Genomic DNA, 22,007 nt, shown 5'->3' with positions numbered 1-22,007 from the left:
CGTCCGAGAGCGGCCCCCCCGAGCAGGTACCGGCACCCGGCGGCGAGGGGGGTGAACCCTCGGCGGAGTCGGACAACGGCCCCGCCGACGAGGGGGGTGATGGCAATCGCAGCAGCCTGGATCCGATCGGAGGGCTGCTCGGTTAGGCGGCGTCCTCGGCAGCGGCGGCTGACCGTCTCCCGCTGAACCCCACCCCCGGCCCCGGCCCCGGTGCGCGATCCCCGCGCGCCGGGGCCGGGGCGCGTTTGCCGGAACGGCAAGGTGCCTTGGTCCGGGCCGCGCCGCGCCGGACGATGATCGTGTCCGACGAGGGGCGACACAGAGGGAGAAGTCACCATGCCGGAACAGCAGCCGGAACCCGTCCACCGCACCGTTCCGGTCCAGGGCGGCCGGATCCACTGTGTCGAGCAGGGCAGCGGCCCGCTGGTGCTGCTGGTGCACGGCTTCCCCGAGTCCTGGTACTCCTGGCGCCACCAGCTGCCCGTCATCGCCGCCGCCGGCTACCGGGCGGTGGCCGTCGACGTGCGCGGCTACGGCCGTTCCTCCAAGCCCGCGGACGTGGACGCGTACCGGATGCTCGCGCTCGTCGGCGACGCGGTGGGCGTGGTCTCCGCGCTCGGCGAGCGCACCGCCGCCGTCATCGGCCACGACTGGGGCTCGGGGATCGCCGCGCACGCGGCGCTGCTGCGGCCCGAGGTGTTCACGGCGGTGGGCATGCTCAGCGTGCCCTACAGCCCGCCGGGCGGGCCGCGCCCCAGTGAGGTGTTCGCCGCGATGGGCGGCGAGGAGGAGTTCTACGTCCGCTACTTCCAGCGGCCGGGCCGCGCGGAGGCGGAGATCGAGGCGGACGTACGGGGCTGGCTGGCGGGCTGTTACGCGGCCATGAGCGGCCCCACCGTCGATCCGGGCCTGTACTTCGTCCCGGCCGGGGCGCGGATGGCGGACCGCTTTCCGCCGGACGGCCCGCCCGTCTGGCTGACCGAGGCCGATCTCGACGTGTACGCGGGGGAGTTCGAGCGGACCGGCTTCGCGGGCGCGCTGAACCGGTACCGCACCATGGACCGGGACTGGGAGGACCTGGCGCCGTGGAACGGTGCCCCGATCACCCAGCCGTCGCTGTTCATCGGTGGCGCCGAGGACGCCTCCATCGGCTGGCTGTCGGCCGCCGTCGACGCCTTCCCCACCACGCTGCCGGGGCTGGTCTCCTCGCATCTGCTGCCGGACACCGGCCACTGGGTGCAGCAGGAACGCCCCGAGGAGGTCGGGGCGTTGCTGGTGGACTGGCTGCGGACGGCGTACCCGGAGCGGCGGTAGGACGAGGTGCGTGCGGCCGGCTGCGGCCGGCCGCCGTGCGGTCAGCCGCGCCGCTGGTGGGCGTCCAGTTCGCGGGCGGCCTCGGTGAGGTCCTTGGCGGTGTCGATGGCCCGCCAGAACGTGCCCTGCGGCAGGTCGAAGCCCGCCAGCCGGCGGGCGCGGGCGAGCCGGGGGAAGGTGGTCCGCTCGTGGTCGCCCCGGTCCGGCAGCAGCGCGGTGAACTCGGGGGCGAAGACGTAGATGCCCGCGTTGACGAGGTAGGGGGACGGCGGGGCCTCGATGAAGTCGAGGACGTGACCGAACTCGTCGGTCTCCACCACACCCCACGGGATGCGCGGCCTGGCGAGCGCCAGCGTCGCGGTGGCGTCCCGCTCGGCGTGGAAGGCGGCCATGTCCCGCAGCGAGAAGCTGGTCCAGATGTCGCCGTTCGTGGCGTACCAGGGCTCGTCCGGGCGGGGCAGCGCCGCCGCCGCGTACTTCAGCCCGCCGCCGCGGCCGAGCGGTTCGGTCTCCACGACGGTGGACACCCGCAGCGGCAGCTCCGCCTTCTCCAGCCACTCCTGGAGCACTTCGGCGAGATGGCCGCAGGAGATCACGGCGTCGGTGACGCCCTCGGCGGCGAGCCAGCGCAACTGGTGGCCGATGATCGGCACCCCGGTACCGGGGATCTCCACCATCGCCTTGGGCCGGTCGTCGGTGTAGGGCCGCAGCCGGGATCCCTGGCCGCCGGCCAGGACCACCGCCTGCGTGGGCTGCGGGGCAACAGTCATGCTCCGCAGCCTACGGGATCCCTCGGACGGCGCCCCGGGCCGCTCCCGGCATCATCCCCAGGACGGGCTCAGCTCCATGACGCCGGTCGCGAAGGACGTGTCGCAGACCGGACGGGCGTGCTGCTGGGCCCGCACCGCGCTGCCGTACTTCTCCACGGCGGCCCGGCCGAGCGCCCGCGCGATGTCCATGCAGTGCTCGGCGAAGGACGGTTCGCGGTCGACGGCCTCCTGGAGGGCGGTGAGCGCGACGCTCGGGTCCTCCTTGCGCAGGGTGGCGACGAGGTGGTCCTGGAGGACCTGCTCGGGTGCCGGGGCGGCCTTCTCCTCGTCCGCCCCGGACGCCGCGGTCGCGTCCGCCTCGGCGGAGGCGGGCAGCAGCAGCGCCTCGGACGGTGTGGAGGCCCAGGGCACCTTGGTGATGGCCATGGTCCCGGAGAGCACCAGGACAACGGGGAGGACGATGGCGAGACTTCTGCCGATGCGGCGAACAGCCAGATTCACTGGTGGTGTCTTCCTCGCGAGACGACGGGTGGATTGGACGGGCGATGCGATCGTAGCGAGGAGTAGCGGTTTGATGGCAGTTGGTCACTCCCACGAGTGACCGTGTTTCGCCGTTTTCGAATGGTCCCTTGACGCGCGAGGGCCGCGCACCCCGTACCCGGTACGGAACGCGCGGCCCTCGGCCACGAAAGGGGGAAGCTCAGGTGAGGCGCGCCCCGCTGCTGACCGCGAAGACGTGGGTCTCGCCCGGGCGGGGCACCACGTGCAGCTGGGAGCCCTTCTCCGGGATCTCCCGGCCGCCGACCCGGATGACCAGGTCCTTGGTCTCGCCGCCGACCTCGGCGGTGCCGTAGACGTACCCGTCGGCGCCCAGTTCCTCGACGACGTTGACGGTGACGGCCAGCCCGGCCTCCTTGTCGGCGTCGGCCTTCTCCAGGCCGCCGCCGTTGCCGTTCACGACGTCGAAGTGCTCGGGGCGGCAGCCGACGACCACGCGGGTGTCGCCCTGCTTCTGCGCCTCGGCGAGCGCGGCGCGCTCGACCGGGACGACGCTGTTGCCGAACTTCACACCGCCGTCGGTGATCGGCACCTCGACGAGGTTCATGGCGGGGGAGCCGATGAAGCCCGCGACGAAGAGGTTGGCCGGCTTGTCGTACATGTTGCGCGGCGAGTCGACCTGCTGGAGGATCCCGTCCTTCAGCACCGCGACCCGGTCGCCCATGGTCAGGGCCTCGACCTGGTCGTGGGTGACGTACACCGTGGTGACGCCCAGGCGGCGCTGGAGCGAGGCGATCTGGGTACGGGTCTGGACACGCAGCTTGGCGTCCAGGTTCGACAGCGGCTCGTCCATGAGGAAGACCTGCGGCTCACGCACGATGGCGCGGCCCATGGCGACGCGCTGGCGCTGACCACCGGAGAGGGCCTTCGGCTTGCGGTCGAGGTACTCGGTGAGGTCGAGGATCTTGGCGGCTTCCTCGACCTTGGTGCGGATGTCGGTCTTGTTGACACCGGCGATCTTGAGCGCGAAGCCCATGTTCTGCGCGACCGTCATGTGCGGGTACAGCGCGTAGTTCTGGAACACCATCGCGATGTCCCGGTCCTTGGGCGGCAGGTGGGTGACATCGCGGTCGCCGATGCGGATGGCGCCGCCGTTGACGTCCTCCAGACCGGCCAGCATGCGCAGCGAGGTGGACTTGCCGCAGCCGGAGGGGCCGACGAGAACCAGGAACTCACCGTCCGCGATCTCGATGTCGAGCGCGTCGACGGCGGGCTTCTCCCCGCCGGGATAAATGCGGGTGGCCTTGTCGTACGTAACCGAAGCCATGTTCTGTTCTCTCCTTCTACCGGCAGGAACGTGCCGGACGATCCGAGTAGGAAGGCGCCACGTCCACCGTCCTTGTGAACGCAGTGCGAACCTAACGCGAAGGGACAACGTTTGTCACGAGTCCTGTGCGAAAAAGTGCGCGTTGTCCCCCGACCGCTCGGACCTGGGCGTTTGTGGCCGTGGGGCGCCCGGGGAGCGGGCCTCGCCCGGCAGGTCCGTCCGGGTGCCGGGCGCCGCGCCGCTCACTCCAGGTTGTTGGCCCCGGCGACCAGTTCGCCGGCCACCCCGGCGCACAGATAGCTGTCCGGGTCCCGGGGCACGCCCCGCGCCAGCGCCACACTGACCGGCCCCTCGGTCAGCAGCGGCACCTCCAGGGCCGGCACCCGCCGGGCGAGGGCCGCCCAGTCCAGCCACAGCCCGGCCACCGGGCGCCCGCCGGGCGGCAGCGGCAGATCACCGTTCTCGGCGGCGGCGACGGCCAGCCGCTCCTCCGCCTCCGCCACCGGGCCGCCCCGGTCGCGCAGCGCGAAGAGCCGGTCCAGCAGCGGGAGCGCCGCCAGCAGGTCCCAGCCGTGTTCGGACAGCACCACGTCGAGATCGTCGAACAGATCGCCGTTCGTCCCGTCCGGGTCGAGGAGCAGCCGGCGGACGGTGGCGTCGTAGGCGGGGTCGGCGCTGCGCACGTACGGCCGCAGATCGACCCCGCCGGTGACGGTGCCGTGCCGCGCCACCCACAGCCGCAGGCAGGCCCCGTAGCGGAGCAGCAGATACGGGTCGAGGTGGTCGCTCTCCTCGAACGCCCGCCGGACCGCGCCGAGGGTGCCCGCGGCGTAGATGTCGCCCTTGCGGGCCCCGCCGGATCCGACGGAGAACTCCAGGAGATAGCAACTGGGCTGAGTCATGGGTGCCTCCGTAACGCTCGTTTCCTCGAACATATGTTCGCACAGGGGGGAGGGGAACGGGGGAAACGGGGGGAAACGGCGGGATCCGCGCCGGACCGGCACCCGAAAACCACTGGCGCGCCCCGGCATTCCGCACCCACCATCGGCGGATGGAGGACGCCCGCGTCGACAACGCCATCGCCTGGGCCGAGCGCCACCTCGGCTCCACCGCCTACGCCACCCGCTGCCTCGCCTTCGCCGAGGACGCCTACGAACGCGCCAACGGCCTCGAACTCTTCGGCGGCGACACCGCCCACGAGTCCGCCACCGCCTACGAGGCCGCCACCCGCGACGGAGTGCCGCCGCGCGGCGCCTTCGTCTTCTTCGACAGCGTCGGTGAACTGTTCGGCACTCGCCGCAACTGGGGCCACGTCGGCATCGCGCTCGGGGAGGGCCGGATCATCCACGCCTGGGACCGGGTCCGCATCGACACGGCCGCCGCCATCGAGGCCCTGACCCCGCCCCCCGGCTGGGACCGCCCCCGGGCGGCCGGCTGGGCCCCGGTGGAACTGGTGCTGCGCGGCTCCCGCCCCCGCCGCTGGGACACCGGCACGACGGCGGCCGCCGCCGCCCGCCGGGACCAGGCGGCACGGTTCGGCGCCGGGGCGGCGGAGGGGAACGGCGCGGGTGGCGGCGGGGCGCCCGGCGGCGCCTGAAGGGGGTGGGGGCGGGCCGGGCCCGGGCACTGCCCGGGCGGAAGGGAAGCATTGTAGGCTGTCTGCGCCCCGGAAGTTGATGCGCGGGGCCTGCCGCCTTAGCTCAGTCCGGCCAGAGCACCGCACTTGTAATGCGTAGGTCGTCGGTTCGAATCCGACAGGCGGCTCCGCAGCGGGACAGGCCCCTCAGGAGGACTCCGGAGGGGCCTTCTCCTTTGCCCGTATCCGCTAGGCCGCGCCGTTCATCCAGGCGCGCCAGGGGCGGGTGAGGGTTTCGGTGTACGTGAGGTGGTCCGGGTGGCGGGCCGCGTGGGCGAGCTGCCAGTCCTGGGCCTCACCGAACACCACCGTCCGCTCCGACCGGGCCCCGCACAGATCGCACCGCATCCGGTGGGTGAGGGGCGCGGCGTCGGGTTCGCGGTCGGGTTCGCTGGTCCAGCGCATGAAGCGCAGCACGGCGCGGGTCACGCTCCGGCACCTCCCTTGCCGCGCCGGTTCGCGGCGCTGAGGGCGTTCGCCTGCGCGAGGAGCTCGGACAGCCGGGGCCGGCGGTCCGGATCGCGCCGCTTCAGCCGCACGGTGACCGTCTTCCCCCGGCGGGTGGGCAGCAGCCCCGCGGACTCGCTCACCGCGCGCACCCCCGCAGGACGGAGGCGAGCTTGCGCGCCATGTCGAGGTTGCAGCGGCCGAGTTCGATGAGGGGACGCTTCGCGTCACCGGAGCAGGACGCGAGGTCGATGCGCAGCGACGGCAGGATCACCCCGGCCGCCGTCATCGCCTCACGGACCTCGTTCACCACCTGCTCGGCCGTGCGGACACGTTCGGCTGTTGCCAGCCTTTCGGCGGAGGTGGGTGGTTGGGGTGCTGTGGTCATGGGTGGGCCTTTCTCACCACTTGCGGTTGTTTACGTGCACAGCGTGTCCGCCCGCTCCTACGATGCACCAGGGGCCCGCGCACCACAGCAAACTTCGTAGGGAAGGACGTTGCACGCCATGACCAACGGCGAAGAACCAGAAGTCCCGCAGTTGCCGCGCGAGCTCTACGGCGAATTGCTGAGGCTCAGGCGTGAACGGGCCGGACTCACCCAGGAAGCGCTGGCGAAGCTGATGATCTGTTCGCCGGGAAACATCGCCCATTTCGAGCGCGGGCGGCGCAGGCCGAGTCCGGAGGATGCCAGGCGGCTGGACCAGATCCTCGGGACGGCGGACGACGAACTGTTCTACAGAATGCGTCGTACGTGGGAAAGCTCCCGCGTCGTTGACTACTTCACGGCCGTCGCCGAGACGGAACACCAGGCGACACTCATCTGCGACTGGGCACCGAGTCTGGTGCCGGGCGTCCTGCAAACGCCGGCCTACGCGAAAGCGGTGTACGCCAGCGGGCAGATCCGGCGTGACGACGAGCTGAACGATGCGAAGGTCGCCAGGAGGATGCGGCGGGCGCAGTATCTCAGCGATCCCCAGGGGCCCGCCCTCTGGTCACTCATGGACGAGGCTGTGATCAGGCGGCCCGTCGGCGGCCCCTCGGTCATGGCCGAACAATTGGAGCACATTGCCGCACTAGGCGAGCGAGGCCGGATCGTGGTGCAGATCCTGCCGTTCAGCGCTGGGGTACACGCGCTGATGGAGGGGCTGTTGATCATCATGAACTTCGCGGACCGCCCGGACATGGCTTACGTTGACGGCATCAGCTGGGGCCACTCCACGGACGACCCGGGGCAGGTCAGGTTCTACCAGCGGTTGTTCGACATGGGCCGGGCCCTCGCCATGGCCCCGGAAAATTCTCTGGCCCTCCTCGCATCAGTAGCGGAAGAGTACAGACATGCCCCCTGAGTACACGTGGCGTCGGTCGCGCTACAGCGGCGCGAGCAATGCGGCCTGCGTCGAGGTTGCGGACGGCCACCCCGCCGGTTTCCCGGTCCGGGACTCCAAGTCCCCGCACGGCCCCATCGTGTTCTTCCCGGCCGCCGCCTGGTCGGCCTTCATAGCGGATCTCAAGACCGCCCGCTGACTGTCGTGGCGGGGGTCTGTGCGCGGTACGAGTGGCCGAGTTCGGGCCCCAGCCCGAAGTAGTGGCGAAAGTTGTAGATCAGCGGGCTCCAGGCGGCCGGGTTGATGTGGTCGGTGCCGGGGACGGTGAGGGCGGGGTCCGCGTGGACCTTGCGGACCTGGGCCTCGACGATGAGGAACGCGCCCGCCGCGTCCGGCCGTACCAGGGCCGCCCGTGCCTCCAGTTGGAGCGGGCATTCGGCCACGCGCGGCGGCCGGACCGTATCGGACGGCTCGGGGTGGAGTCCGGCGGCGCCGAACTTGTCCGGCTCGTAGCGGCAGCCGGCCGCCTTGGTGGGCGGGACGGGGTGGCGGCCGGTGAGCGGTGCGAGGCGTTCGACGGCGGGCCACAGGTCGGGTGACGGCAGGTTGATCACCAGATCGGGACGCCGGGTGAGGTTGTGCGCGCTCTGCCCGTCGCTGCCGAGGCCGAGCACCACCGTGTGGCCGAGGGCCCAGGCCGAGGAGAGCGGCGCGAGGTTGCAGGTGCCGTCCTCGTTCTCGGTGCTGAGGAGGACCACGGGGGTGCCGAAGTAGAGGATGCTCGGTTCGATCGCGATGTGCATGGCCGCGAGCCTAGGAACGAACCGTTTCGGCGGGCGCCGAAGCGTTGTCCGCCAGTGCCCGGCGGACGGTGCTCAGCGCACGTGCCGGGCCGCCGCCGTGACGAATGCCTCAATGGCCTGCCGGGACGCGCCGTCCCGCTCACGGTGCTCGTCGGGCTCCAGAGCGGTGGAGATGGCCCAGGTGCTGCGGTAGGCGTCCCGGGCGAGTTCGGTGAGCGCCGGATCGTCGGTGAGCAGTTCGACGCGGTGGAGCGCCTGGCGGGCGCTGGTCCGCAGCCGGTGGGCCTCGTCGCGCGCTGCCGTGCGGTCGGGCTCGTTCCGCTGGTGCCAGCGGGTGTTCTGGCCGTGCCGGTACTCCTCCAGAGTCGCCGCGAAGGCGCTGTAGGAGACGAGGCGTTCCTGCCGGAGGGTCTGGCTGCGGGTGGCCCGGCGCTGGAAGAGGTGGGTGCTGAGCGAGCCGAGCAGGGTGCCGGCCACGGCGACGACGCTCGTCCACAGGGAGTCCACGGTGCCAGCCTGCCACGGCCGGATCCCGTGGGGCAGGGCCGGTCAGCTGTCCGTGGCTCTGGGGTGGGCGGGTCCGCACAGGTGATCCACCGGGTGCTGCTCGCGTCGTCGATCAGGTACCGGATAGGGCCGCCGCTGGTGACCTCGTGCTGCCACTGCTCCAGGGGCACGCTCCGGCGGTCCACCTGGGCCAGGCTCCCGCGCAGCGCGTGGTGGCGGGCCGTGGGCGGGGCCGGACGCGGCCGGGCCCGCAGGGCGTCGGACGCCCTGCGCAGGTTGGCGGGGGCGCTGCGGGCGAGGGATTCCCAGCCTTGGCGCTCTCGCCGTTGTCGAACCGGATGTCGTACTCGTCGGGGAGGGGCGGGGGCGCCGCCCGGTCACCGCGCTCGGGGGTCATGCGTGTGCTGCCTCGGGAGGGGTCGCCGGGCCGTAGTCCTCGCCGCTGGGGTGGGTGAGCAGGTGGAGCAGTTCCTGATCGGCGTGGATCTCGGCCGTGTGCCGCCACTCGATGAGGAGCTGGGCGATCGGTGCGGTGTTGCCGAGGGAGGTCGCGGCCACGGAGGTCTCGGCGAGCTCGCCCGCGAGGGTGTCCACATCCTCCGGAGGCAGGAAACGCACCCACGGCAGGGCGGCCGGCAGCGCCGCGCGGACCAGCTCGGGGCCATCGGTCTGTGCCAGGAGGGAGACGAGCAGCCGCGCGGTGAAATCAACGACCTGGCTTTCGCGCTCCGCGCGATCGGCGGGCATCACCGTCAGGTCCTCGGCGTCGCGGCGTCGCAGCCGGAGGGCGCGCACCGAGGCGAGGCGGCCGGTGGCGGCCGTGGGTCGCTGGATGAACTCGGTGAACGGAAGGTCTTCCAGGTGAGAGTTCATGGATTCAGGCTGCCCCAAAGATAGTCCAGAGGTCCCGGTCCGGCGGCTCAGCCGCCCTCGTGTTCGTCGTGGGGGATCGTCGGGTCGCGGCGGGCGTCGTAGAGGCCGGTGCCGTTGCAGTTGCGGCAGTTGCCCATGCGGGTATGGGTGACGGCGTCCTTGAAGCGGAACGGGTCGTTGCCGGGGATGTAGGCCCAGGTGTAGGGGCGGGCGCCCTCGCCCTCGCACCAGTTGCAGCGGTCGGGGTTGGTGTGGGATTCGGAGGCGTACGGGGTGGTCATCGGGGAGTCCTCCAGGTAGAAATATCGCACACGTCTCAACATGTTCGATCAACCAAGCAGAGGCCGCAGATGCGACACGACGGGACCATTGTTCATCTTCGGGCCGGTGGGGTCAGCCTGGTGCTGAACTGTGCGGACGCGAAACTGCCGCGCGCCGTCCACTGGGGCGCCGACCTGGGCGAGCTGTCCGACGCGGCGCTCGCCGCGCTGGTACGGGCCGAGGTGCCGCCGATCGCGCCCAACGGCACCGACGAGACCGTTCCCGTCGCGCTGCTGCCCGAGCAGTCGGCCGGCTGGCTCGGCACCCCCGGACTGACCGGGCACCGGGCGGGCGCGGACTTCTCCACCGCCTTCACCGTCACCGCGCTGCACGCCGCCGAGGCGTCGCTGACCGTCGAGGCCGAGGACGCGCACGCCGCGCTCGGGCTGCGTCTTGAGGTCGAGCTGACCGCCTCCGGGCTGGTGCGGCAGCGGGCCACGGTCACCAACCGCGCCGACACCGGCCGGCCCCCGTACACGCTCTCCGGTGTGCTCCTCACCCTCCCCGTGCCCGAGCGCGCCACCGAGCTGCTGACCCTCACCGGCCGGCATCTGCGCGAGCGCAGCCCGCAGCGGCACGACTTCACCCTCGGCACCCACCTGCGGGAGAACCGGCGCGGCCGGACGGGGACGGACGCGGTCACCGTGCACGTGGCGGGGACGGCGGCGTTCGGGTTCAGGACCGGGGAGGTGTGGGGCCTGCACGTGGCGTGGAGCGGCAACCAGCGCTCCCTCGCCGAGCGCACCAGCCACGGGGTGTCCCTGCTGGGCGGCGGCGAACTGCTGCTGGCGGGCGAGCTGACGCTGGCGGCGGGCGAGGCGTACGTCTCCCCGTGGGTGTACGGCAGTTACGGCGCGAGCGGGCTGGACGAGCTGTCCACCCGCTTCCACGCGTACCTGCGCGCCCGGCCGGGCCACCCCCGTACCGACGACCGGCCGGTCACGCTGAACGTGTGGGAAGCGGTGTACTTCGACCACGACATGACCCGGCTGACGGAGCTGGCGGAGGCCGGGGCCGAGGTCGGGGTGGAGCGGTTCGTGCTGGACGACGGGTGGTTCCGGGGGCGGCGGAACGACTCGGCCGGGCTCGGCGACTGGTACGTGGACGAGGAGGTGTGGCCCCAGGGGCTGCACCCGCTCGCGGAGCATGTGCGCGGCCTGGGGATGGAGTTCGGGCTGTGGGTGGAGCCCGAGATGATCAACCCCGACTCCGATCTGGCGCGGGCCCACCCCGAGTGGATCCTGGCCACCGGCGACCGGCTGCCGCCCGAGGCGCGGCAGCAGCAGGTGCTCGATCTGGGGCATCCGGCGGCGTACGCGTACATCCGGGACCGGCTGGACGCGATCGTCGGCGAGTACGCGCTGACCTACCTGAAGTGGGACCACAACCGGGACCTGATCGAGGCCGGGCACAGCGCGGCCGGCGGCCGGGCCGGGGTGCACGCGCAGACGCTCGCCGTGTACCGGCTGCTCGACGAACTGCGCGCGCGGCACCCGGGGCTGGAGATCGAGTCGTGCTCGTCGGGCGGCGGCCGGATCGATCTCGGCATCCTGGAGCGCACGGACCGGGTGTGGACGAGCGACTGCATCGACGCGCTGGAGCGGCAGCGGATCCAGCGCTGGACCGGGCTGCTGCTGCCGCCGGAGCTGATGGGCTCGCACGTCGGGTCGCCTGCGGCGCACACCACGGGGCGGGTGCACCGGCTCGACTTCCGGGCGGGTACGGCGCTGTTCGGGCACTTCGGGATCGAGTGGGACCTGAGCCGGGCGAGCGCGGAGGACCGGGCGGAGCTGGCGGAGTGGATCACGCTCTACAAGCGGCTCCGTGCGCTGCTGCACGGCGGCGTCGTGGTGCGCGGCGACCATCCCGACCCGGCGCTGTGGGTGCACGGGGTGGTGGCGCCGGACGCGGCGCGGGCGGTGTACGCGCTGGTGCAGACGGCGACGAGCGTGACCGCGCCGGTGGGACGGGTGCAGCTGCCCGGCCTCGACCCGGCGGCGGAGTACCGGGTGCGTCCGCTGGAGCCGGGGCGCGCGGCGGGGGTGTCGTCGTGGATGCCGCTGCCGTGGTGGGGCGACGCGGACGGGGTGACGCTGCCGGGGCGGGTGCTGGCGGAGGCGGGGGTGCGGGCGCCGACGATGCACCCGGAGCGGCTGGTGCTGCTGGAGGCGGAACGGGTCGGGTAGCCGGGCCGGGCGGCCGGGTTGCGGAGCGGGGTCGGGCAGCCCTGTCCGGATAGGGCAGCCCCGCCCGGACCGGGCTGGTGGCCGGGGGTGGGCCGGTCGGGGGGACGGCCGTCGGGGTGACGGTGCCGGGGCGGTACCGGCCCCGGCGGCGGACCCCCGGCGCCGGGCCCTTGGCGGCGGCCCCGCCCGGCGCACGCTCGGGGCGCGCGGGCCCCGTACCGCTTCTAGGGTGGTGGACACCGGGAGCGGCGCTGAGGCGGGCTGGCATGACGGACGCAGGGAACGGCATCGACTACGAGGCGGTGTTCCGGCGGCTGCCCAGCATGGTGGCGCTGCTGACGCCCGAGCTGGTGTACGCGGACGTGAACGACGCGTATCTGCGGGTCTCCGGGCGTTCCCGCGAGGAGCTGGTGGGCCGGTACGTGTTCGATGTCTTCCCCGACAACCCCGAGAACGCCGACGCCGAGGGCGCCCGGAATCTGCACGCCTCGCTCCGGCGGGTGGTGGCCACCGGGGAGCGGGACAGCATGGCGCTCCAGCGGTACGACGTCCAGCGCGCGGACCGGCCCGGGGTGTGGGAGAAGCGGTACTGGAGCCCGGTCAACTCCCCGGTGCTCGGGCCCGGCGGGCAGGTGGTGCTGGTGGTGCACCGGGTGGAGGAGGTCACCGAGCTGATCAGGCTGGGCGCCCTGCCCGACAACAGCAGGACCCGGGTGCTGGAGGCCGAGCTGTACACCCGGGCCGGGGAGCTTCAGGAGGTCAACGACCGCCTGCGCCGGGCGCACGCCCGCGAGCGCGAGGTGGCCCTCGCCCTCCAGCAGGCGATGCTGCCCGTCTCCGGTGATGTCGGGCACCACCGGGCCGCCGTGCGGTACCGGCCCGCCGTCAGCGCCCTGAACGTGTGCGGCGACTGGTACGACCTGGTCGATCTGCCGGATGACCGCATCGTCGCCTCGGTCGGCGACGTCGTGGGCCACGGGCTGCGGGCCGCGGGGGTGATGGGCCTGCTGCGCAGCGCCCTCAGCGCCACCTCGCGGGTCGCCGGGGGACCGGCCCAGGCGCTGGACGTGCTGGGGCTGTACGCCCGTTCGGTCGAGGGCGCGGAGAACACCACGGTCGCGCAGGTCGCCGTCGACTGGAGCGCGCATCTCCTCACCTACAGCTGTGCCGGGCATCCGCCGCCCGCCGTGCTGCGCGCCCAGGGCGGTGTCGAGTTCCTGGACGGGGCGACCGATCCCCCGCTGGGGGCCCGGATCGAGCATCTGCCGAGGCCGCAGGAGCGCGCGGGGTTCACCGAGGGGGACACGCTCGTCCTCTACACGGACGGGCTGATCGAACGCCGCCGGGAGGACATCGACGTCGGGCTGACCCGGCTGGCGGACGCTCTCGTGCGGCACCGGGGCGCCGACCCGGAGCGCCTCGCCGACGCGATCCTGCGTGAGCTGCTGCCGGAGGACGGCGCCACGGACGACACCGCGCTGGTCGTCGTCCGGCTCTGAGGGGCCGGGGCCGGAAGGCCCCGGCGGTCCGGCGGCCCGGCCGTCCGTCCGGCCGTCCGTCCGGCCCGCTCAGGGGACGAGGACCACCTTGCCGGTGGTCGCCCTGGACTCCAGGTCGCGGTGGGCGCGGGCGGCTTCGGCGAGCGGGTAGCGCTGCACGAGGGGGGTGAGGGTCCCGGCCGCCAGGTGGCGCAGGGACTCCTCCTCCAGGACGCGGATGTTCTCCATCCCGCCGATCTTCGCGGCGAGGGCCGGGCCGAGCGTCTGCTCGGAGGTGATGCCGAGCCGCCGCTGCTCCTCCTCCCCGACCACCAGCGTGTCGCCGGGATCGGAGGCGTACCCGTAGGAGATGTGCGCGCCGCCGGGGGCGAGCAGGGAGACGGCGGTACGGGCGTACGCGCCGCCGACGCCCTCGAAGACGCGGGTGACGGGGCGGTCGCCGTGGGCGGCGCGGATCCGGTCCGCCCAGTCGTCGCGGGTGTAGTCGACGGCGAGGTCGGCGCCGAGCCGGGCGACGGTGGCCTCCTTGGCGGGGCCGCCGGCCGCGCCGATGACGGTGGCGCCGCGGTGCCGGGCGTACTGGACGAGCAGTGCGCCGATGCCGCCCGCCGCCGCGAGGACGAGGACGGTGTCCCGCGGGCCGATGGTGGCGAAGCGGAGGATGCCCATGGTCATCCGGCCGGTGCCCATCATCGCCACGGCCCGGTCGAAGGGGACGGCGTCGGGGAGGTGGTGCAGCCGGCCGGTGGCGGTGACGGCGCGTTCTGCGTAGCCGCCGGGGACCATGCCGAGGTGCGCGACGACGCGGCGGCCGAGCCAGGCCGGGTCGGTGTCCGGGCCGAGCGCGTCCACGGTCCCGGCGACCTCGCGGCCGGGGATGGTGGGGAGGGTGGGTTCCGGCCAGTGGGGGAGCGGGGCGGTGCGCAGGGTGGTGTCGACGAGGTGGACGCCGGCGGCGGCGACGGCGATGCGGACCTGGCCGGGGCCGGGCTCGGGGTCGGGGACCTCCTCGTAGCGGAGATTCTCGGGCGGGCCGTAGGCGTGGAGCTGGATGGCGTGCATGGCGGAGGAGCCGTCCTTCCGGTGGGCCGGTGCGTGGCGGTGGAACGCCTCCACGGTGCGACCTCAAGTGAGCTTGAAGTCAAGCTCACACCTTCGGGTGATCATCGCCGGTGCGCCCTGTCGGCATGCCGGGCCGCGCTGGGATGGTTCGGGGCATGAACACGGGAACGGCCGCCGCCATGGCGGCGCAGGCGGCGCTGGACGGCTACGGGGCCATGGCGGCGGTGGCGCCCGGCGGCTGGCGCGTGGAGCTGGTGGACGGGCATGTGCGGGTCACCCCGCAGGAGGACGCGGGGCACGCGGAGATCGTGGCCTCGCTGGCCGCCCAGCTCGGCGCCCAGCGGGCGGACGCGGAGGTCCGCTCCGGGGTCGGGCCGGTGCCGGTGCTGATGCTGGCGGACGAGGAGATGCCGGGGCGGGTGCTGCCGGACCTGGTGCTGACCCCGGCCGGGGCCACCACGGTGACGGCGGCCTCGGTGCTGCTGGTCGCGGAGGTGACGATGAAGGCCACCGGCAACGTGGACCGGGTGGAGAAGGTCCGTGCCTACGCCCGCGCGGGCGTCGCGGCGTACCTCCTGGTGGACCGGCACTACCGGTCGACGACGCTGTTCACCCGGCCCTCGGGTGCGCGCTACATCCAGAAGAACTCGGTCCCGTTCGGCGAGCGGCTGGCGCTGCCCGCCCCGCTGGAGGCGACGATCGACACGGCGGTGTTCCCGGCCCCGGTCAAACCGAACACCTGGTGATCACACCTTCGGGTGGTCGGCCACGGCACGTCTGCCGGAGGGCACTTCTCCGCTGGCGGGGTTGCGTTCCGCAAGAAGGAGGTACGCCGTGACCGTGACTCTTCCCGGGCGTGATCCGGGCACTGATCAGGAGCACCGAGCGCCTCGGCTGGACAGGCGGAAAGTCTCCGACGCCGAGTTCATGGCCGGTGTGATCGAGAGGACCTTCGACGACCTGGATGCGACAGCCCCCCGGGGTGGCGCGTGGAATTGATCGAGGGGAACATCTACACGGTGCCGCCGGCGCATGGTGATCACGAGGAGATCGTGAGTGAGCTGCTGGAGCAGCTCGCGGGGCGCAAGGACAAGGCTTTGCGCATGAGAACCGGGGTGGGGCTGCGGATTCCGGGCAACGCGCCCGCGGATCGCGTCGTACCGGACCTGGTGGTCGCCCCTCGGGGAGTCTTCAAGAACTCCGAGCAGTACCACGACCCCGCGCCGGTTCTGCTGGTCTGTGAGGTCACCTCGCCGTCCACCGCGGACAAGGACCGCGGCAGAAAGCTGGGCAGTTACGCCCGGGCCGGTATTCCCAGCTTCCTGCTGACCGACCACGACAAGGGTCTCGTCACACTGTTCTCCCGCCCACGCGACGGGCGGTATCTCGACACCGTGTCGAAGGCGCTGGGCGAGCCGCTCCCGCTGCCGGAGCCGTTCGGATTCACCCTGGACACGTCCGGGTTCTGAACCGGACGGGGGCGGCTCCCCGAAGGAAACCGCCCCCGTCGTGGCCGTGGGCCGGCGTTCAGACGTTGACGCCGAAGTCCTGGGCGATGCCCGCCAGGCCGGAGGCGTAACCCTGGCCGACCGCGCGGAACTTCCACTCGGCGCCGTTGCGGTACAGCTCGCCGAAGACCATCGCCGTCTCGGTGGAGGCGTCCTCGGTCAGGTCGTAACGGGCGATCTCGGTGCCGCCGTTCTGGTTGGTGACGCGGATGTACGCGTTCCGGACCTGGCCGAAGTTCTGGCCGCGGTTGTCGGCGTCGTGGATGGAGACGGGGAAGACGACCTTGTCGACATCGGCGCCCAGCGAGGACAGGTCGATGTTGATGGTCTCGTCATCGCCGTCGCCGTCACCCGTCAGGTTGTCGCCGGTGTGCTGGATGGCGCCGTCGGGCGAGGTGAGGTTGTTGTAGAAGATGAAGTGCTGGTCCGAGACGATCTTCCCCGCGGCGTTCACCGCAAGGGCGCTCGCGTCGAGGTCGAAGTCGGCACCGGTGGTGGTGCGGACGTCCCAGCCGAGGCCGACCGTGACGGCCGTCAGACCGGGAGCCTCCTTGGTCAGCGAGACATTGCCGCCCTTGGTCAGGCTCACACCCATGGAGAATCCCCTTTAATCCAGCTTGGTTGATCGGTTGCCCGAGCGCGGGTAAACGTCCCGCACCCCTCCAACGACGACAGGGGCCCGTGGGGTTCCGCGCGGCACGAAAGTGGGATGCGGGCCCCGGGGGACGCGTAGGACCATGGAGACATGTCCGGTCCCTATGTCATCCGCGGCTCGGTCCTCCTGCCCGAGGCCGAGCTTCGCTGGCGTTTCTCGCGGTCGTCGGGGCCGGGCGGTCAGCACGTCAACACCACCGACAGCCAGGTGGAGCTGTCGTTCGACGTCGCGGCCACCGAGGCGCTGCCCCCGGTGTGGAAGGAGCGGGCGCTGCGTGAGCTGGCCGCGCGCGGGCGGCTCGTGGACGGGCGGCTGCTGGTGGTGCGGGCCAGTGAGCACCGTTCGCAGTGGCGCAACCGGCAGACGGCCGCGCTGCGCATGGCCGGGCTGCTCGCCGAGGTGACGGCCCCGCCGCGGGCGCCGCGCCGGGCCACCAGGGTGCCGCGGGGGATCAACGAGCGGCGGCTGCGGGAGAAGAAGCAGCGGTCGGATGTGAAGCGGGGGCGTTCGGGGCGGCAGGGCTGGGACTGACCGGCGGCCCGCCGGAACCCGCTGTCCGCTGCTTGCCCGTCGTCAGGCGAGGTGGCGGTACCGGCCCCGGAAGTACGTGAGCGGGCCGCCCTCCGCCGGCGGCAGGCCCACCGACAGCACCCGGGCCACCACGAGCGTGTGGTCCCCGGCCGCGACCCGCTGCTCGGTGCGGCACTCGACCGTCGCCAGCGCGTCGGTCAGCAGCGGAGCCCCGGTGATCTCGCCCAGCCGGTGCGGCACTTCCTTGAACAGCAGCCGGTCGCTCAGCCGCCCCTTCATCGCGAACCGGCCGGCTATGACCCGCTCGCCCTCCGCGAGCAGGGAAGCGGCCCACAGCGGCTGGCGTTCGAGCAGTTCGTCGATGCGTGAACCGGTCCGTACACTCACCAGCACCAGGGGCGGGTCCAGGGAGACGGACATGAAGGCCGTCGCGGTCATCCCCGCGGGCGCGCCGTGCGGTCCGTCCTCGTCGTCGTGCGCGGTCACCAGGACCACTCCGGCGGCGAGCCGCGACATCGCGGCCCTGAACTCGTCCTCGCTCACCCCTTCAGGATGGGGGACGGGCGGTTGCGGACTCTGGGAGGACTCAGTGGGGAGGCGCACTCCGACACGCTAACGGCGCACAGTGGCGCGGCGCATCGGGCCCCAGAACCAGAGGGGGCGGCCCGGCGTCCTACATCGTGCGACCGAGTCCTTCCACAGTGTGACTTGAATCACAGCAGGCGACTTATCGCTGACCCTGTGTACCTAGTGGGCAGCTCGCTGTGATTCAGTGGCCTGTGTATCTGCACGTGCATTCGGGTCGTTCGGGGGAGTGATGGAAACGGAAACGGAGCCATACGTTCGACTCGCCTCGCTGCGAGAGCTGCACCGCGTCCTCGCGAAGCTCAGCACCGCCCGCAGCGTGGCCGACACCTTGCAGACCATCGCCAACGGGGTCGTCGAAGCCGTCGGCTTCGAACTGGCGGCGGTCAACTACGTCAGACCCGACGGTGACCTCCTGGTCGCCGCCGTCGCCGGCAGTCACACCGTCGAGGCCGAGGTGGCCGGCCGCTCCGGCCCCCGCGCCTCCTGGGAACGCCGGCTCAGCATGGGCGAGCGCTGGGGGGAACTGCGCTTCATCCCCTATACCGAGGGCTGGGTCCTCGACCAGGACGACGTCCCCCAGTGGCGCACCACAGGACCCGCCCCCCGGTACCCGGACGAGTGGCACCCCATGGACCGCCTCTTCGCCCCCATGCACGCCCCCGACGGCGAACTGCTGGCCGTCCTCACCGTCGACAAGCCGCGCAACGGCCGCCGCCCCGGCGCCTGGGGCTGCGAAGCCCTCCAGATGTACGCCACCCAGGCCGCCATCGCCCTCAGCAACGCCCGGCTGCGCGGCAACATGCAGCGTGCCCTCGTCCGTCTGGAGCGCGAGCAGCAGGCCCTGCGCGCCAGCGAGGAGAGCTTCCGGCAGGCCTTCGAGTACGCGCCCAGCGGCATGGCCATAGCCGAGGTCGGCGGCGAGGAACACGGCCGGCTGCTGCGCGTCAACGACGCCCTGTGCCGGCTGCTGGGCCGCTCGGCCGCCGTCCTGCGCCGCTACGGCTTCGCCGACCTCGTCCACCCCGAGGACACCGGCGTCCTGCTGCGCACCTCCGCCGAGGGCGGACGCGCCGAACTCCGCCTCGCCCGCCGCGACGGCAGCTACGTCTGGGTCAGCCTGCGCAACTCCGTGGTCGCCGACGCGGCCGAGGGCGCCCGGATGCTGCTCACCCACGTGGAGGACATCGAGGAGCGCAAGCGCCACGAACTCGCCCTCGCCCACCGCGCCAGCCACGACTCCCTCACCGGCCTGCCGAACTCCGCCGAACTGCGGGCCCGGCTCAGCGAGCGGATATGCGAGCAGGCACCGCGCCGCGCCCGGCACGGCAGGGAAGCCAGCCCGGCGCAGGCCGCCGCCGACGCCTTCGACAGCGGCGGCGCGGGGCCGCTGCGGCCCGGGTACGACCACGAGCACGTCAGGTCGCCCGAGACCCCGGGCGGCGACGGCAAGGGCCTGGCCGTGCTCTTCTGCGACCTGGACGGCTTCAAGTCCATCAACGACCGCTTCGGCCACGTCTGCGGCGACGCGGTGCTGGTGGAGGTCGCCCGGCGGCTGGAGCGGGGCGTCCGGGACAACGACACGGTGGCCCGGCTCGGCGGTGACGAGTTCGTCGTACTGGCCGAAGGGCTCGGCACGGCCGACGCCTCCGATCTGGCGGTCCGGCTGCGCAACGCGATCATCCCGCCCATCCGGGTGGAGGGCCGCGCGGTCCGGGTCGGGGCGAGCTTCGGCATCGGATGGGCCGCGTGCGGCATGACCACGGCGGAGATCCTGGAGTCCGCCGACCAGCGCATGTACGTCGAGAAACGGTCCAGGTCACAGGGTCGCCGCCGGGCCGGCTGAGCGGACAGGGCAGTGCTGTCCCCCGAACGGGGTAGGCTCGCGCCCGTATGTACCAGGGCGGGGCACAGCAGTGACAGGTAAGGGTAAGGAGCGCGGTCGATGAGTGCGGGGAGCCAGGGCAGAGGTACGCCTGAGCAGGGTGACGACCCCTTCGGGTACCTCTATCGACCCGAGGGCGGGCAGGGCGGGGACGGGCAGCCGCAGGCCCCGCAGCCCCCGCCCTCGTACCACCAGGTCCGCCCGGTCGGCGAGCGGAGCTTCGGCGGCCAGCGCGGCGCCGGGCACGGGCAGCAGGACGCGTACTACGCGGCCCCCGAGACCCAGCCGGGCGGCGCGCACGGCGGCGGCCGCGGCGGTCATGGCGGCCACGGCGGCCGGGGGCGCGGCGACGCGGGCCCGCCGAAGCGCAACGGGCTGCTGATCGGTGCCATCGCCGTCGTGGCGGCGGTGGTCGTCGGCGTCGGCGCGGCGGTCATCTTCAGCAACGGCGACAACGACGACAGCAACCAGTCCCAGGAGGACCCGCCGGCCGGGCCGACCGGCGACCAGCAGGACGAGGACACCAACCCGGAGGAGGAGGACCCGGGCGACGAGGAGGAGGACGAGGACGGCGACCCGGACGCCGAACTCCCCACGGCGGACATCACCGACCCCGGCGAGGTGACCCTCTCCGCCGGTGCGGTCCTGGAGTCCAACATCCCCGGCGCCCGGTCCGGCAGCGGTGCGTACGTGGGCGGAATGAACAACCACAACGCCACCGTGAGCTGGACGATCGACTTCCAGGGCGAGCCGGGGCAGTACTACTTCAACATGGGGTACACCGTGAAGGGCGACCAGTCGCTGAGCTTCGCGGTCAACTCCGAGATCCGCAACGACAAGATCGATGCGAAAGACTTCAACGGGCCGCACATCGAGGACTCCGACGGCCTGGACAAGCGGTGGACGCGCACCTGGAAGCTGGTGGACCTGGAGCCGGGTGAGAACACCTTCCACATCGGCTGCACCACGGGCGACAAGTGCGACGTCTACATCGACAAGCTGTGGATCACCGACGAGCAGGTCACCGGCTGACGCCCGCCGCGCGCTTTCCTCCGCGCACCCCTCACGGCCGCCACCCCCCACCCCGGGCGGCCTTCTTTCATGGCTTCACGGCTTCACCAGCCATTCACCCCGGCGCATGACTCCTGTCACCGTGAACGCGGCGTCCAGGACCACCAGGTCCGCGTCCTTGCCCGGCTCCAGGGAGCCGGTGCGGTCCGCCAGGCCCAGCAGCCGGGCCGGGGTGGTGGACAGCGCGCGGACCGCTTCCTCGATCGGCAGGCCGTCCACCGTGACGGCCCGCCGCAGGGCCCGGTCCAGGGTCAGCGTCGAGCCCGCGATGGTGCCCTCCGGAAGCCGGGCCACCCCACCGGTCACCTCCACCCGCAGCGGGCCCAGCGGATAGCTGCCGTCCCCCATGCCCGCCGCGCCCATCGCGTCCGTGATGAACGCCACCCGGTCCGGCCCCGCCGCCCGCAGCGCGAGCCGCAGCGCGGCGGGGTGCAGGTGGGTGCCGTCGTTGATCAGCTCGACCGTGACCCGCTCGTCCTCCAGCAGCGCGGCGACCGGGCCCGGCGCGCGGTGGCCGAGCGCCGGCATCGCGTTGAAGAGGTGGGTGGCGGCGCGGGCACCGGCCTCGACGGCCGCGCGGACGGTGTCGTACGGGGCGTCGGTGTGTCCGACGGCGGCGATCGCGCCGCGCTCGGTGAGCAGCCGGACCGCCTCGATGCCGCCGGGGAGTTCGGGCGCCAGGGTCATCATCCGCGCGGTGCCGCGCGCGGCGTCCAGCAGGCGGCGTACGGCCTCGGGTTCCGGGGCGCGCAGCAGCGCCGGGTCATGGGCGCCGCAGCGGCCGGGGGAGATGAAGGGGCCCTCGAAGTGCAGCCCGGCGAGGTCGCCCTGTTCGACGAGTTCGGAGAGGGCGGACGCCTGCCGGGCCAGGTCGTCGAGGGTGCCGGTGACGGTGGAGGCGAGCAGGGTGGTGGTGCCGTGCCGCCGGTGGGTGTCGACGGCGGTGAGGGCTTCCTCGGCGGTGCCGGCCGAGAAGGAGGCGCCGCCGCCGCCGTGCACGTGGATGTCGATGAACCCGGGGACGATCCAGTGGCCGGCCAGGTCGAGGATCTCGCCGCCGTTCTCCCGCGCCACCGTGGCGGGGCCGGCGAGGCGGGAGCCGGCGACGGTGATCCGGCCGCCGCGGTCGATACCGGTGGGGCGGACGATGTCGGCGCCGGTCAGGGTGGTCAGCGGCGCGGTGCTGGCGGTCATGGTGTGGGGC

General features: G+C 72.8%; 25 protein-coding genes, 1 tRNA gene and 2 pseudogenes. 13 read left to right on the top strand and 15 right to left on the bottom strand.

Going from position 1 to position 22,007, the window contains the following annotated elements:
• Positions 1-336 precede the first annotated feature (336 nt).
• Positions 337-1,314, top strand: a complete 978-nt coding sequence (locus ACFV5N_RS09865) for an alpha/beta fold hydrolase (RefSeq protein WP_385596535.1) — start codon at positions 337-339, stop codon at positions 1,312-1,314.
• A 41-nt stretch (positions 1,315-1,355) separates the two neighbouring features.
• Here ACFV5N_RS09865 and ACFV5N_RS09860 read toward each other — a convergent pair whose 3' ends face one another.
• The 4 genes from ACFV5N_RS09860 to ACFV5N_RS09845 all read right to left on the bottom strand — a co-directional run bounded on the left by ACFV5N_RS09860 (position 1,356) and on the right by ACFV5N_RS09845 (position 4,811).
• A complete protein-coding gene (locus tag ACFV5N_RS09860) occupies positions 1,356-2,084 on the bottom strand; it encodes an NDP-sugar synthase (RefSeq protein WP_385596532.1) in 729 nt (242 codons plus the stop codon).
• Between the two features lie 51 nt (positions 2,085-2,135).
• Entirely contained in the window at positions 2,136-2,585 is a 450-nt protein-coding gene (locus ACFV5N_RS09855; RefSeq protein ID WP_385596529.1) for a hypothetical protein, read from the bottom strand.
• A gap of 199 nt (positions 2,586-2,784) precedes the next feature.
• Positions 2,785-3,909 (bottom strand): ABC transporter ATP-binding protein, encoded by a 1,125-nt coding sequence (locus tag ACFV5N_RS09850; RefSeq protein ID WP_385596527.1) that lies wholly within the window; start codon positions 3,907-3,909, stop codon positions 2,785-2,787.
• A gap of 242 nt (positions 3,910-4,151) precedes the next feature.
• On the bottom strand, positions 4,152-4,811 hold the full coding sequence (locus tag ACFV5N_RS09845) for a hypothetical protein (RefSeq protein WP_385596525.1): 660 nt from the start codon (positions 4,809-4,811) through the stop codon (positions 4,152-4,154).
• A 149-nt stretch (positions 4,812-4,960) separates the two neighbouring features.
• On the opposite strand from ACFV5N_RS09845, the gene ACFV5N_RS09840 reads away from it, so the two are divergent.
• The gene (locus ACFV5N_RS09840; protein ID WP_385596522.1) at positions 4,961-5,506 is read left to right on the top strand and encodes an NlpC/P60 family protein; all 546 of its coding nucleotides are present in this window, start codon (positions 4,961-4,963) and stop codon (positions 5,504-5,506) included.
• A 92-nt stretch (positions 5,507-5,598) separates the two neighbouring features.
• Positions 5,599-5,673 (top strand) — tRNA-Thr (locus ACFV5N_RS09835).
• A gap of 61 nt (positions 5,674-5,734) precedes the next feature.
• On the opposite strand, the gene ACFV5N_RS09830 is transcribed toward ACFV5N_RS09835, so the two are convergent.
• The 3 genes from ACFV5N_RS09830 to ACFV5N_RS09820 are packed head-to-tail and all read right to left on the bottom strand — an operon-like array spanning position 5,735 to position 6,380.
• Positions 5,735-5,974 (bottom strand): hypothetical protein, encoded by a 240-nt coding sequence (locus ACFV5N_RS09830; protein WP_385596520.1) that lies wholly within the window; start codon positions 5,972-5,974, stop codon positions 5,735-5,737.
• Positions 5,971-6,135 (bottom strand): hypothetical protein, encoded by a 165-nt coding sequence (locus ACFV5N_RS09825; RefSeq protein WP_019431759.1) that lies wholly within the window; start codon positions 6,133-6,135, stop codon positions 5,971-5,973. The genes ACFV5N_RS09830 and ACFV5N_RS09825 overlap by 4 nt, the downstream gene beginning before the upstream one ends.
• On the bottom strand, positions 6,132-6,380 hold the full coding sequence (locus tag ACFV5N_RS09820; RefSeq protein WP_385596517.1) for a hypothetical protein: 249 nt from the start codon (positions 6,378-6,380) through the stop codon (positions 6,132-6,134). Before ACFV5N_RS09820 ends, ACFV5N_RS09825 begins: the two co-directional genes overlap by 4 nt.
• Before the next feature lie 118 nt (positions 6,381-6,498).
• Between ACFV5N_RS09820 and ACFV5N_RS09815 the strand changes: the two genes are divergently transcribed.
• Positions 6,499-7,338, top strand: coding sequence for a helix-turn-helix domain-containing protein (locus tag ACFV5N_RS09815; protein ID WP_385596515.1), 840 nt, complete (start codon positions 6,499-6,501; stop codon positions 7,336-7,338).
• On the top strand, positions 7,328-7,516 hold the full coding sequence (locus ACFV5N_RS09810) for a DUF397 domain-containing protein (RefSeq protein WP_385596512.1): 189 nt from the start codon (positions 7,328-7,330) through the stop codon (positions 7,514-7,516). The genes ACFV5N_RS09815 and ACFV5N_RS09810 overlap by 11 nt, the downstream gene beginning before the upstream one ends.
• Here the strand turns inward: ACFV5N_RS09810 and ACFV5N_RS09805 are convergent.
• The 4 genes from ACFV5N_RS09805 to ACFV5N_RS09790 all read right to left on the bottom strand — a co-directional run bounded on the left by ACFV5N_RS09805 (position 7,500) and on the right by ACFV5N_RS09790 (position 9,811).
• On the bottom strand, positions 7,500-8,120 hold the full coding sequence (locus ACFV5N_RS09805) for a flavin reductase family protein (protein ID WP_385596509.1): 621 nt from the start codon (positions 8,118-8,120) through the stop codon (positions 7,500-7,502). The two genes, ACFV5N_RS09810 and ACFV5N_RS09805, sit on opposite strands and share 17 nt — an antisense overlap.
• A gap of 72 nt (positions 8,121-8,192) precedes the next feature.
• A complete protein-coding gene (locus ACFV5N_RS09800; protein ID WP_385596506.1) occupies positions 8,193-8,627 on the bottom strand; it encodes a hypothetical protein in 435 nt (144 codons plus the stop codon).
• A gap of 393 nt (positions 8,628-9,020) precedes the next feature.
• Complete coding sequence (locus ACFV5N_RS09795) at positions 9,021-9,500, bottom strand: hypothetical protein (protein ID WP_385596503.1); 480 nt, start codon at positions 9,498-9,500, stop codon at positions 9,021-9,023.
• A gap of 47 nt (positions 9,501-9,547) precedes the next feature.
• Positions 9,548-9,811, bottom strand: coding sequence for a hypothetical protein (locus ACFV5N_RS09790; RefSeq protein ID WP_385596501.1), 264 nt, complete (start codon positions 9,809-9,811; stop codon positions 9,548-9,550).
• Positions 9,812-9,850: 39 nt separating this feature from the next.
• On the opposite strand from ACFV5N_RS09790, the gene ACFV5N_RS09785 reads away from it, so the two are divergent.
• A complete protein-coding gene (locus ACFV5N_RS09785) occupies positions 9,851-12,007 on the top strand; it encodes an alpha-galactosidase (RefSeq protein ID WP_385596498.1) in 2,157 nt (718 codons plus the stop codon).
• 266 nt (positions 12,008-12,273) lie between these two features.
• Positions 12,274-13,506 (top strand): PP2C family protein-serine/threonine phosphatase, encoded by a 1,233-nt coding sequence (locus ACFV5N_RS09780; RefSeq protein WP_385596495.1) that lies wholly within the window; start codon positions 12,274-12,276, stop codon positions 13,504-13,506.
• A gap of 69 nt (positions 13,507-13,575) precedes the next feature.
• Here the strand turns inward: ACFV5N_RS09780 and ACFV5N_RS09775 are convergent, their stop codons facing one another.
• A complete protein-coding gene (locus ACFV5N_RS09775; RefSeq protein ID WP_385596541.1) occupies positions 13,576-14,568 on the bottom strand; it encodes a zinc-binding dehydrogenase in 993 nt (330 codons plus the stop codon).
• A 155-nt stretch (positions 14,569-14,723) separates the two neighbouring features.
• On the opposite strand from ACFV5N_RS09775, the gene ACFV5N_RS09770 reads away from it, so the two are divergent.
• Both ACFV5N_RS09770 and ACFV5N_RS09765 read left to right on the top strand, forming a co-directional pair.
• Complete coding sequence (locus ACFV5N_RS09770) at positions 14,724-15,314, top strand: Uma2 family endonuclease (protein WP_385596493.1); 591 nt, start codon at positions 14,724-14,726, stop codon at positions 15,312-15,314.
• A 243-nt stretch (positions 15,315-15,557) separates the two neighbouring features.
• Entirely contained in the window at positions 15,558-16,037 is a 480-nt protein-coding gene (locus ACFV5N_RS09765) for a Uma2 family endonuclease (RefSeq protein WP_385596490.1), read from the top strand.
• A 58-nt stretch (positions 16,038-16,095) separates the two neighbouring features.
• Here ACFV5N_RS09765 and ACFV5N_RS09760 read toward each other — a convergent pair whose 3' ends face one another.
• Positions 16,096-16,671, bottom strand: coding sequence for a TerD family protein (locus ACFV5N_RS09760; protein WP_385596488.1), 576 nt, complete (start codon positions 16,669-16,671; stop codon positions 16,096-16,098).
• 150 nt (positions 16,672-16,821) lie between these two features.
• On the opposite strand from ACFV5N_RS09760, the gene arfB reads away from it, so the two are divergent.
• Positions 16,822-17,262, top strand: coding sequence for an alternative ribosome rescue aminoacyl-tRNA hydrolase ArfB (arfB, locus tag ACFV5N_RS09755; RefSeq protein WP_385596485.1), 441 nt, complete (start codon positions 16,822-16,824; stop codon positions 17,260-17,262).
• A gap of 42 nt (positions 17,263-17,304) precedes the next feature.
• On the opposite strand, the gene ACFV5N_RS09750 is transcribed toward arfB, so the two are convergent.
• Positions 17,305-17,805 (bottom strand): flavin reductase family protein, encoded by a 501-nt coding sequence (locus tag ACFV5N_RS09750; RefSeq protein ID WP_385596483.1) that lies wholly within the window; start codon positions 17,803-17,805, stop codon positions 17,305-17,307.
• 274 nt (positions 17,806-18,079) lie between these two features.
• Between ACFV5N_RS09750 and ACFV5N_RS09745 the strand changes: the two are divergent.
• The 3 genes and pseudogenes from ACFV5N_RS09745 to ACFV5N_RS09735 all read left to right on the top strand — a co-directional run.
• Positions 18,080-19,228: pseudogene (locus ACFV5N_RS09745) on the top strand (PAS domain S-box protein); the annotation flags it as partial.
• Positions 19,229-19,291: 63 nt separating this feature from the next.
• Positions 19,292-19,693, top strand: a pseudogene (locus ACFV5N_RS09740) (GGDEF domain-containing protein); the annotation flags it as partial.
• A 99-nt stretch (positions 19,694-19,792) separates the two neighbouring features.
• Positions 19,793-20,764: a carbohydrate-binding protein gene (locus ACFV5N_RS09735; protein WP_385596481.1), complete on the top strand. Its 972-nt coding sequence runs from the start codon at positions 19,793-19,795 to the stop codon at positions 20,762-20,764.
• Between the two features lie 75 nt (positions 20,765-20,839).
• On the opposite strand, the gene nagA is transcribed toward ACFV5N_RS09735, so the two are convergent.
• Entirely contained in the window at positions 20,840-21,997 is a 1,158-nt protein-coding gene (nagA, locus tag ACFV5N_RS09730) for an N-acetylglucosamine-6-phosphate deacetylase (RefSeq protein WP_385596538.1), read from the bottom strand.
• Between the last annotated feature and the right edge of the window lie 10 nt (positions 21,998-22,007).

It is taken from the genome of Streptomyces sp. NPDC059853 (genome assembly GCF_042731495.1).
Classification (GTDB): Bacteria; Actinomycetota; Actinomycetes; order Streptomycetales; family Streptomycetaceae; genus Streptomyces.
The sequence above is the reverse complement of the archived record's forward strand: the minus strand, read 5'-3'. Positions and strand labels throughout refer to the sequence as shown.

Excerpts from the sequence above, each read along its gene's own strand:
- ACFV5N_RS09735 (WP_385596481.1), top strand. The coding sequence starts at position 19,793 with ATGAGTGCGGGGAGCCAGGGCAGAGGTACGCCTGAGCAGGGTGACGAC.
- arfB (WP_385596485.1), top strand. The coding sequence starts at position 16,822 with ATGTCCGGTCCCTATGTCATCCGCGGCTCGGTCCTCCTGCCCGAGGCC.
- ACFV5N_RS09815 (WP_385596515.1), top strand. The coding sequence starts at position 6,499 with ATGACCAACGGCGAAGAACCAGAAGTCCCGCAGTTGCCGCGCGAGCTC.
- ACFV5N_RS09820 (WP_385596517.1), bottom strand. The coding sequence starts at position 6,380 with ATGACCACAGCACCCCAACCACCCACCTCCGCCGAAAGGCTGGCAACA.
- ACFV5N_RS09860 (WP_385596532.1), bottom strand. The coding sequence starts at position 2,084 with ATGACTGTTGCCCCGCAGCCCACGCAGGCGGTGGTCCTGGCCGGCGGC.
- ACFV5N_RS09805 (WP_385596509.1), bottom strand. The coding sequence starts at position 8,120 with ATGCACATCGCGATCGAACCGAGCATCCTCTACTTCGGCACCCCCGTG.
- ACFV5N_RS09770 (WP_385596493.1), top strand. The coding sequence starts at position 14,724 with ATGAACACGGGAACGGCCGCCGCCATGGCGGCGCAGGCGGCGCTGGAC.
- ACFV5N_RS09810 (WP_385596512.1), top strand. The coding sequence starts at position 7,328 with ATGCCCCCTGAGTACACGTGGCGTCGGTCGCGCTACAGCGGCGCGAGC.
- ACFV5N_RS09840 (WP_385596522.1), top strand. The coding sequence starts at position 4,961 with ATGGAGGACGCCCGCGTCGACAACGCCATCGCCTGGGCCGAGCGCCAC.
- ACFV5N_RS09785 (WP_385596498.1), top strand. The coding sequence starts at position 9,851 with ATGCGACACGACGGGACCATTGTTCATCTTCGGGCCGGTGGGGTCAGC.
- ACFV5N_RS09760 (WP_385596488.1), bottom strand. The coding sequence starts at position 16,671 with ATGGGTGTGAGCCTGACCAAGGGCGGCAATGTCTCGCTGACCAAGGAG.
- ACFV5N_RS09850 (WP_385596527.1), bottom strand. The coding sequence starts at position 3,909 with ATGGCTTCGGTTACGTACGACAAGGCCACCCGCATTTATCCCGGCGGG.
- ACFV5N_RS09795 (WP_385596503.1), bottom strand. The coding sequence starts at position 9,500 with ATGAACTCTCACCTGGAAGACCTTCCGTTCACCGAGTTCATCCAGCGA.
- ACFV5N_RS09865 (WP_385596535.1), top strand. The coding sequence starts at position 337 with ATGCCGGAACAGCAGCCGGAACCCGTCCACCGCACCGTTCCGGTCCAG.
- ACFV5N_RS09775 (WP_385596541.1), bottom strand. The coding sequence starts at position 14,568 with ATGCACGCCATCCAGCTCCACGCCTACGGCCCGCCCGAGAATCTCCGC.
- nagA (WP_385596538.1), bottom strand. The coding sequence starts at position 21,997 with ATGACCGCCAGCACCGCGCCGCTGACCACCCTGACCGGCGCCGACATC.
- ACFV5N_RS09780 (WP_385596495.1), top strand. The coding sequence starts at position 12,274 with ATGACGGACGCAGGGAACGGCATCGACTACGAGGCGGTGTTCCGGCGG.
- ACFV5N_RS09845 (WP_385596525.1), bottom strand. The coding sequence starts at position 4,811 with ATGACTCAGCCCAGTTGCTATCTCCTGGAGTTCTCCGTCGGATCCGGC.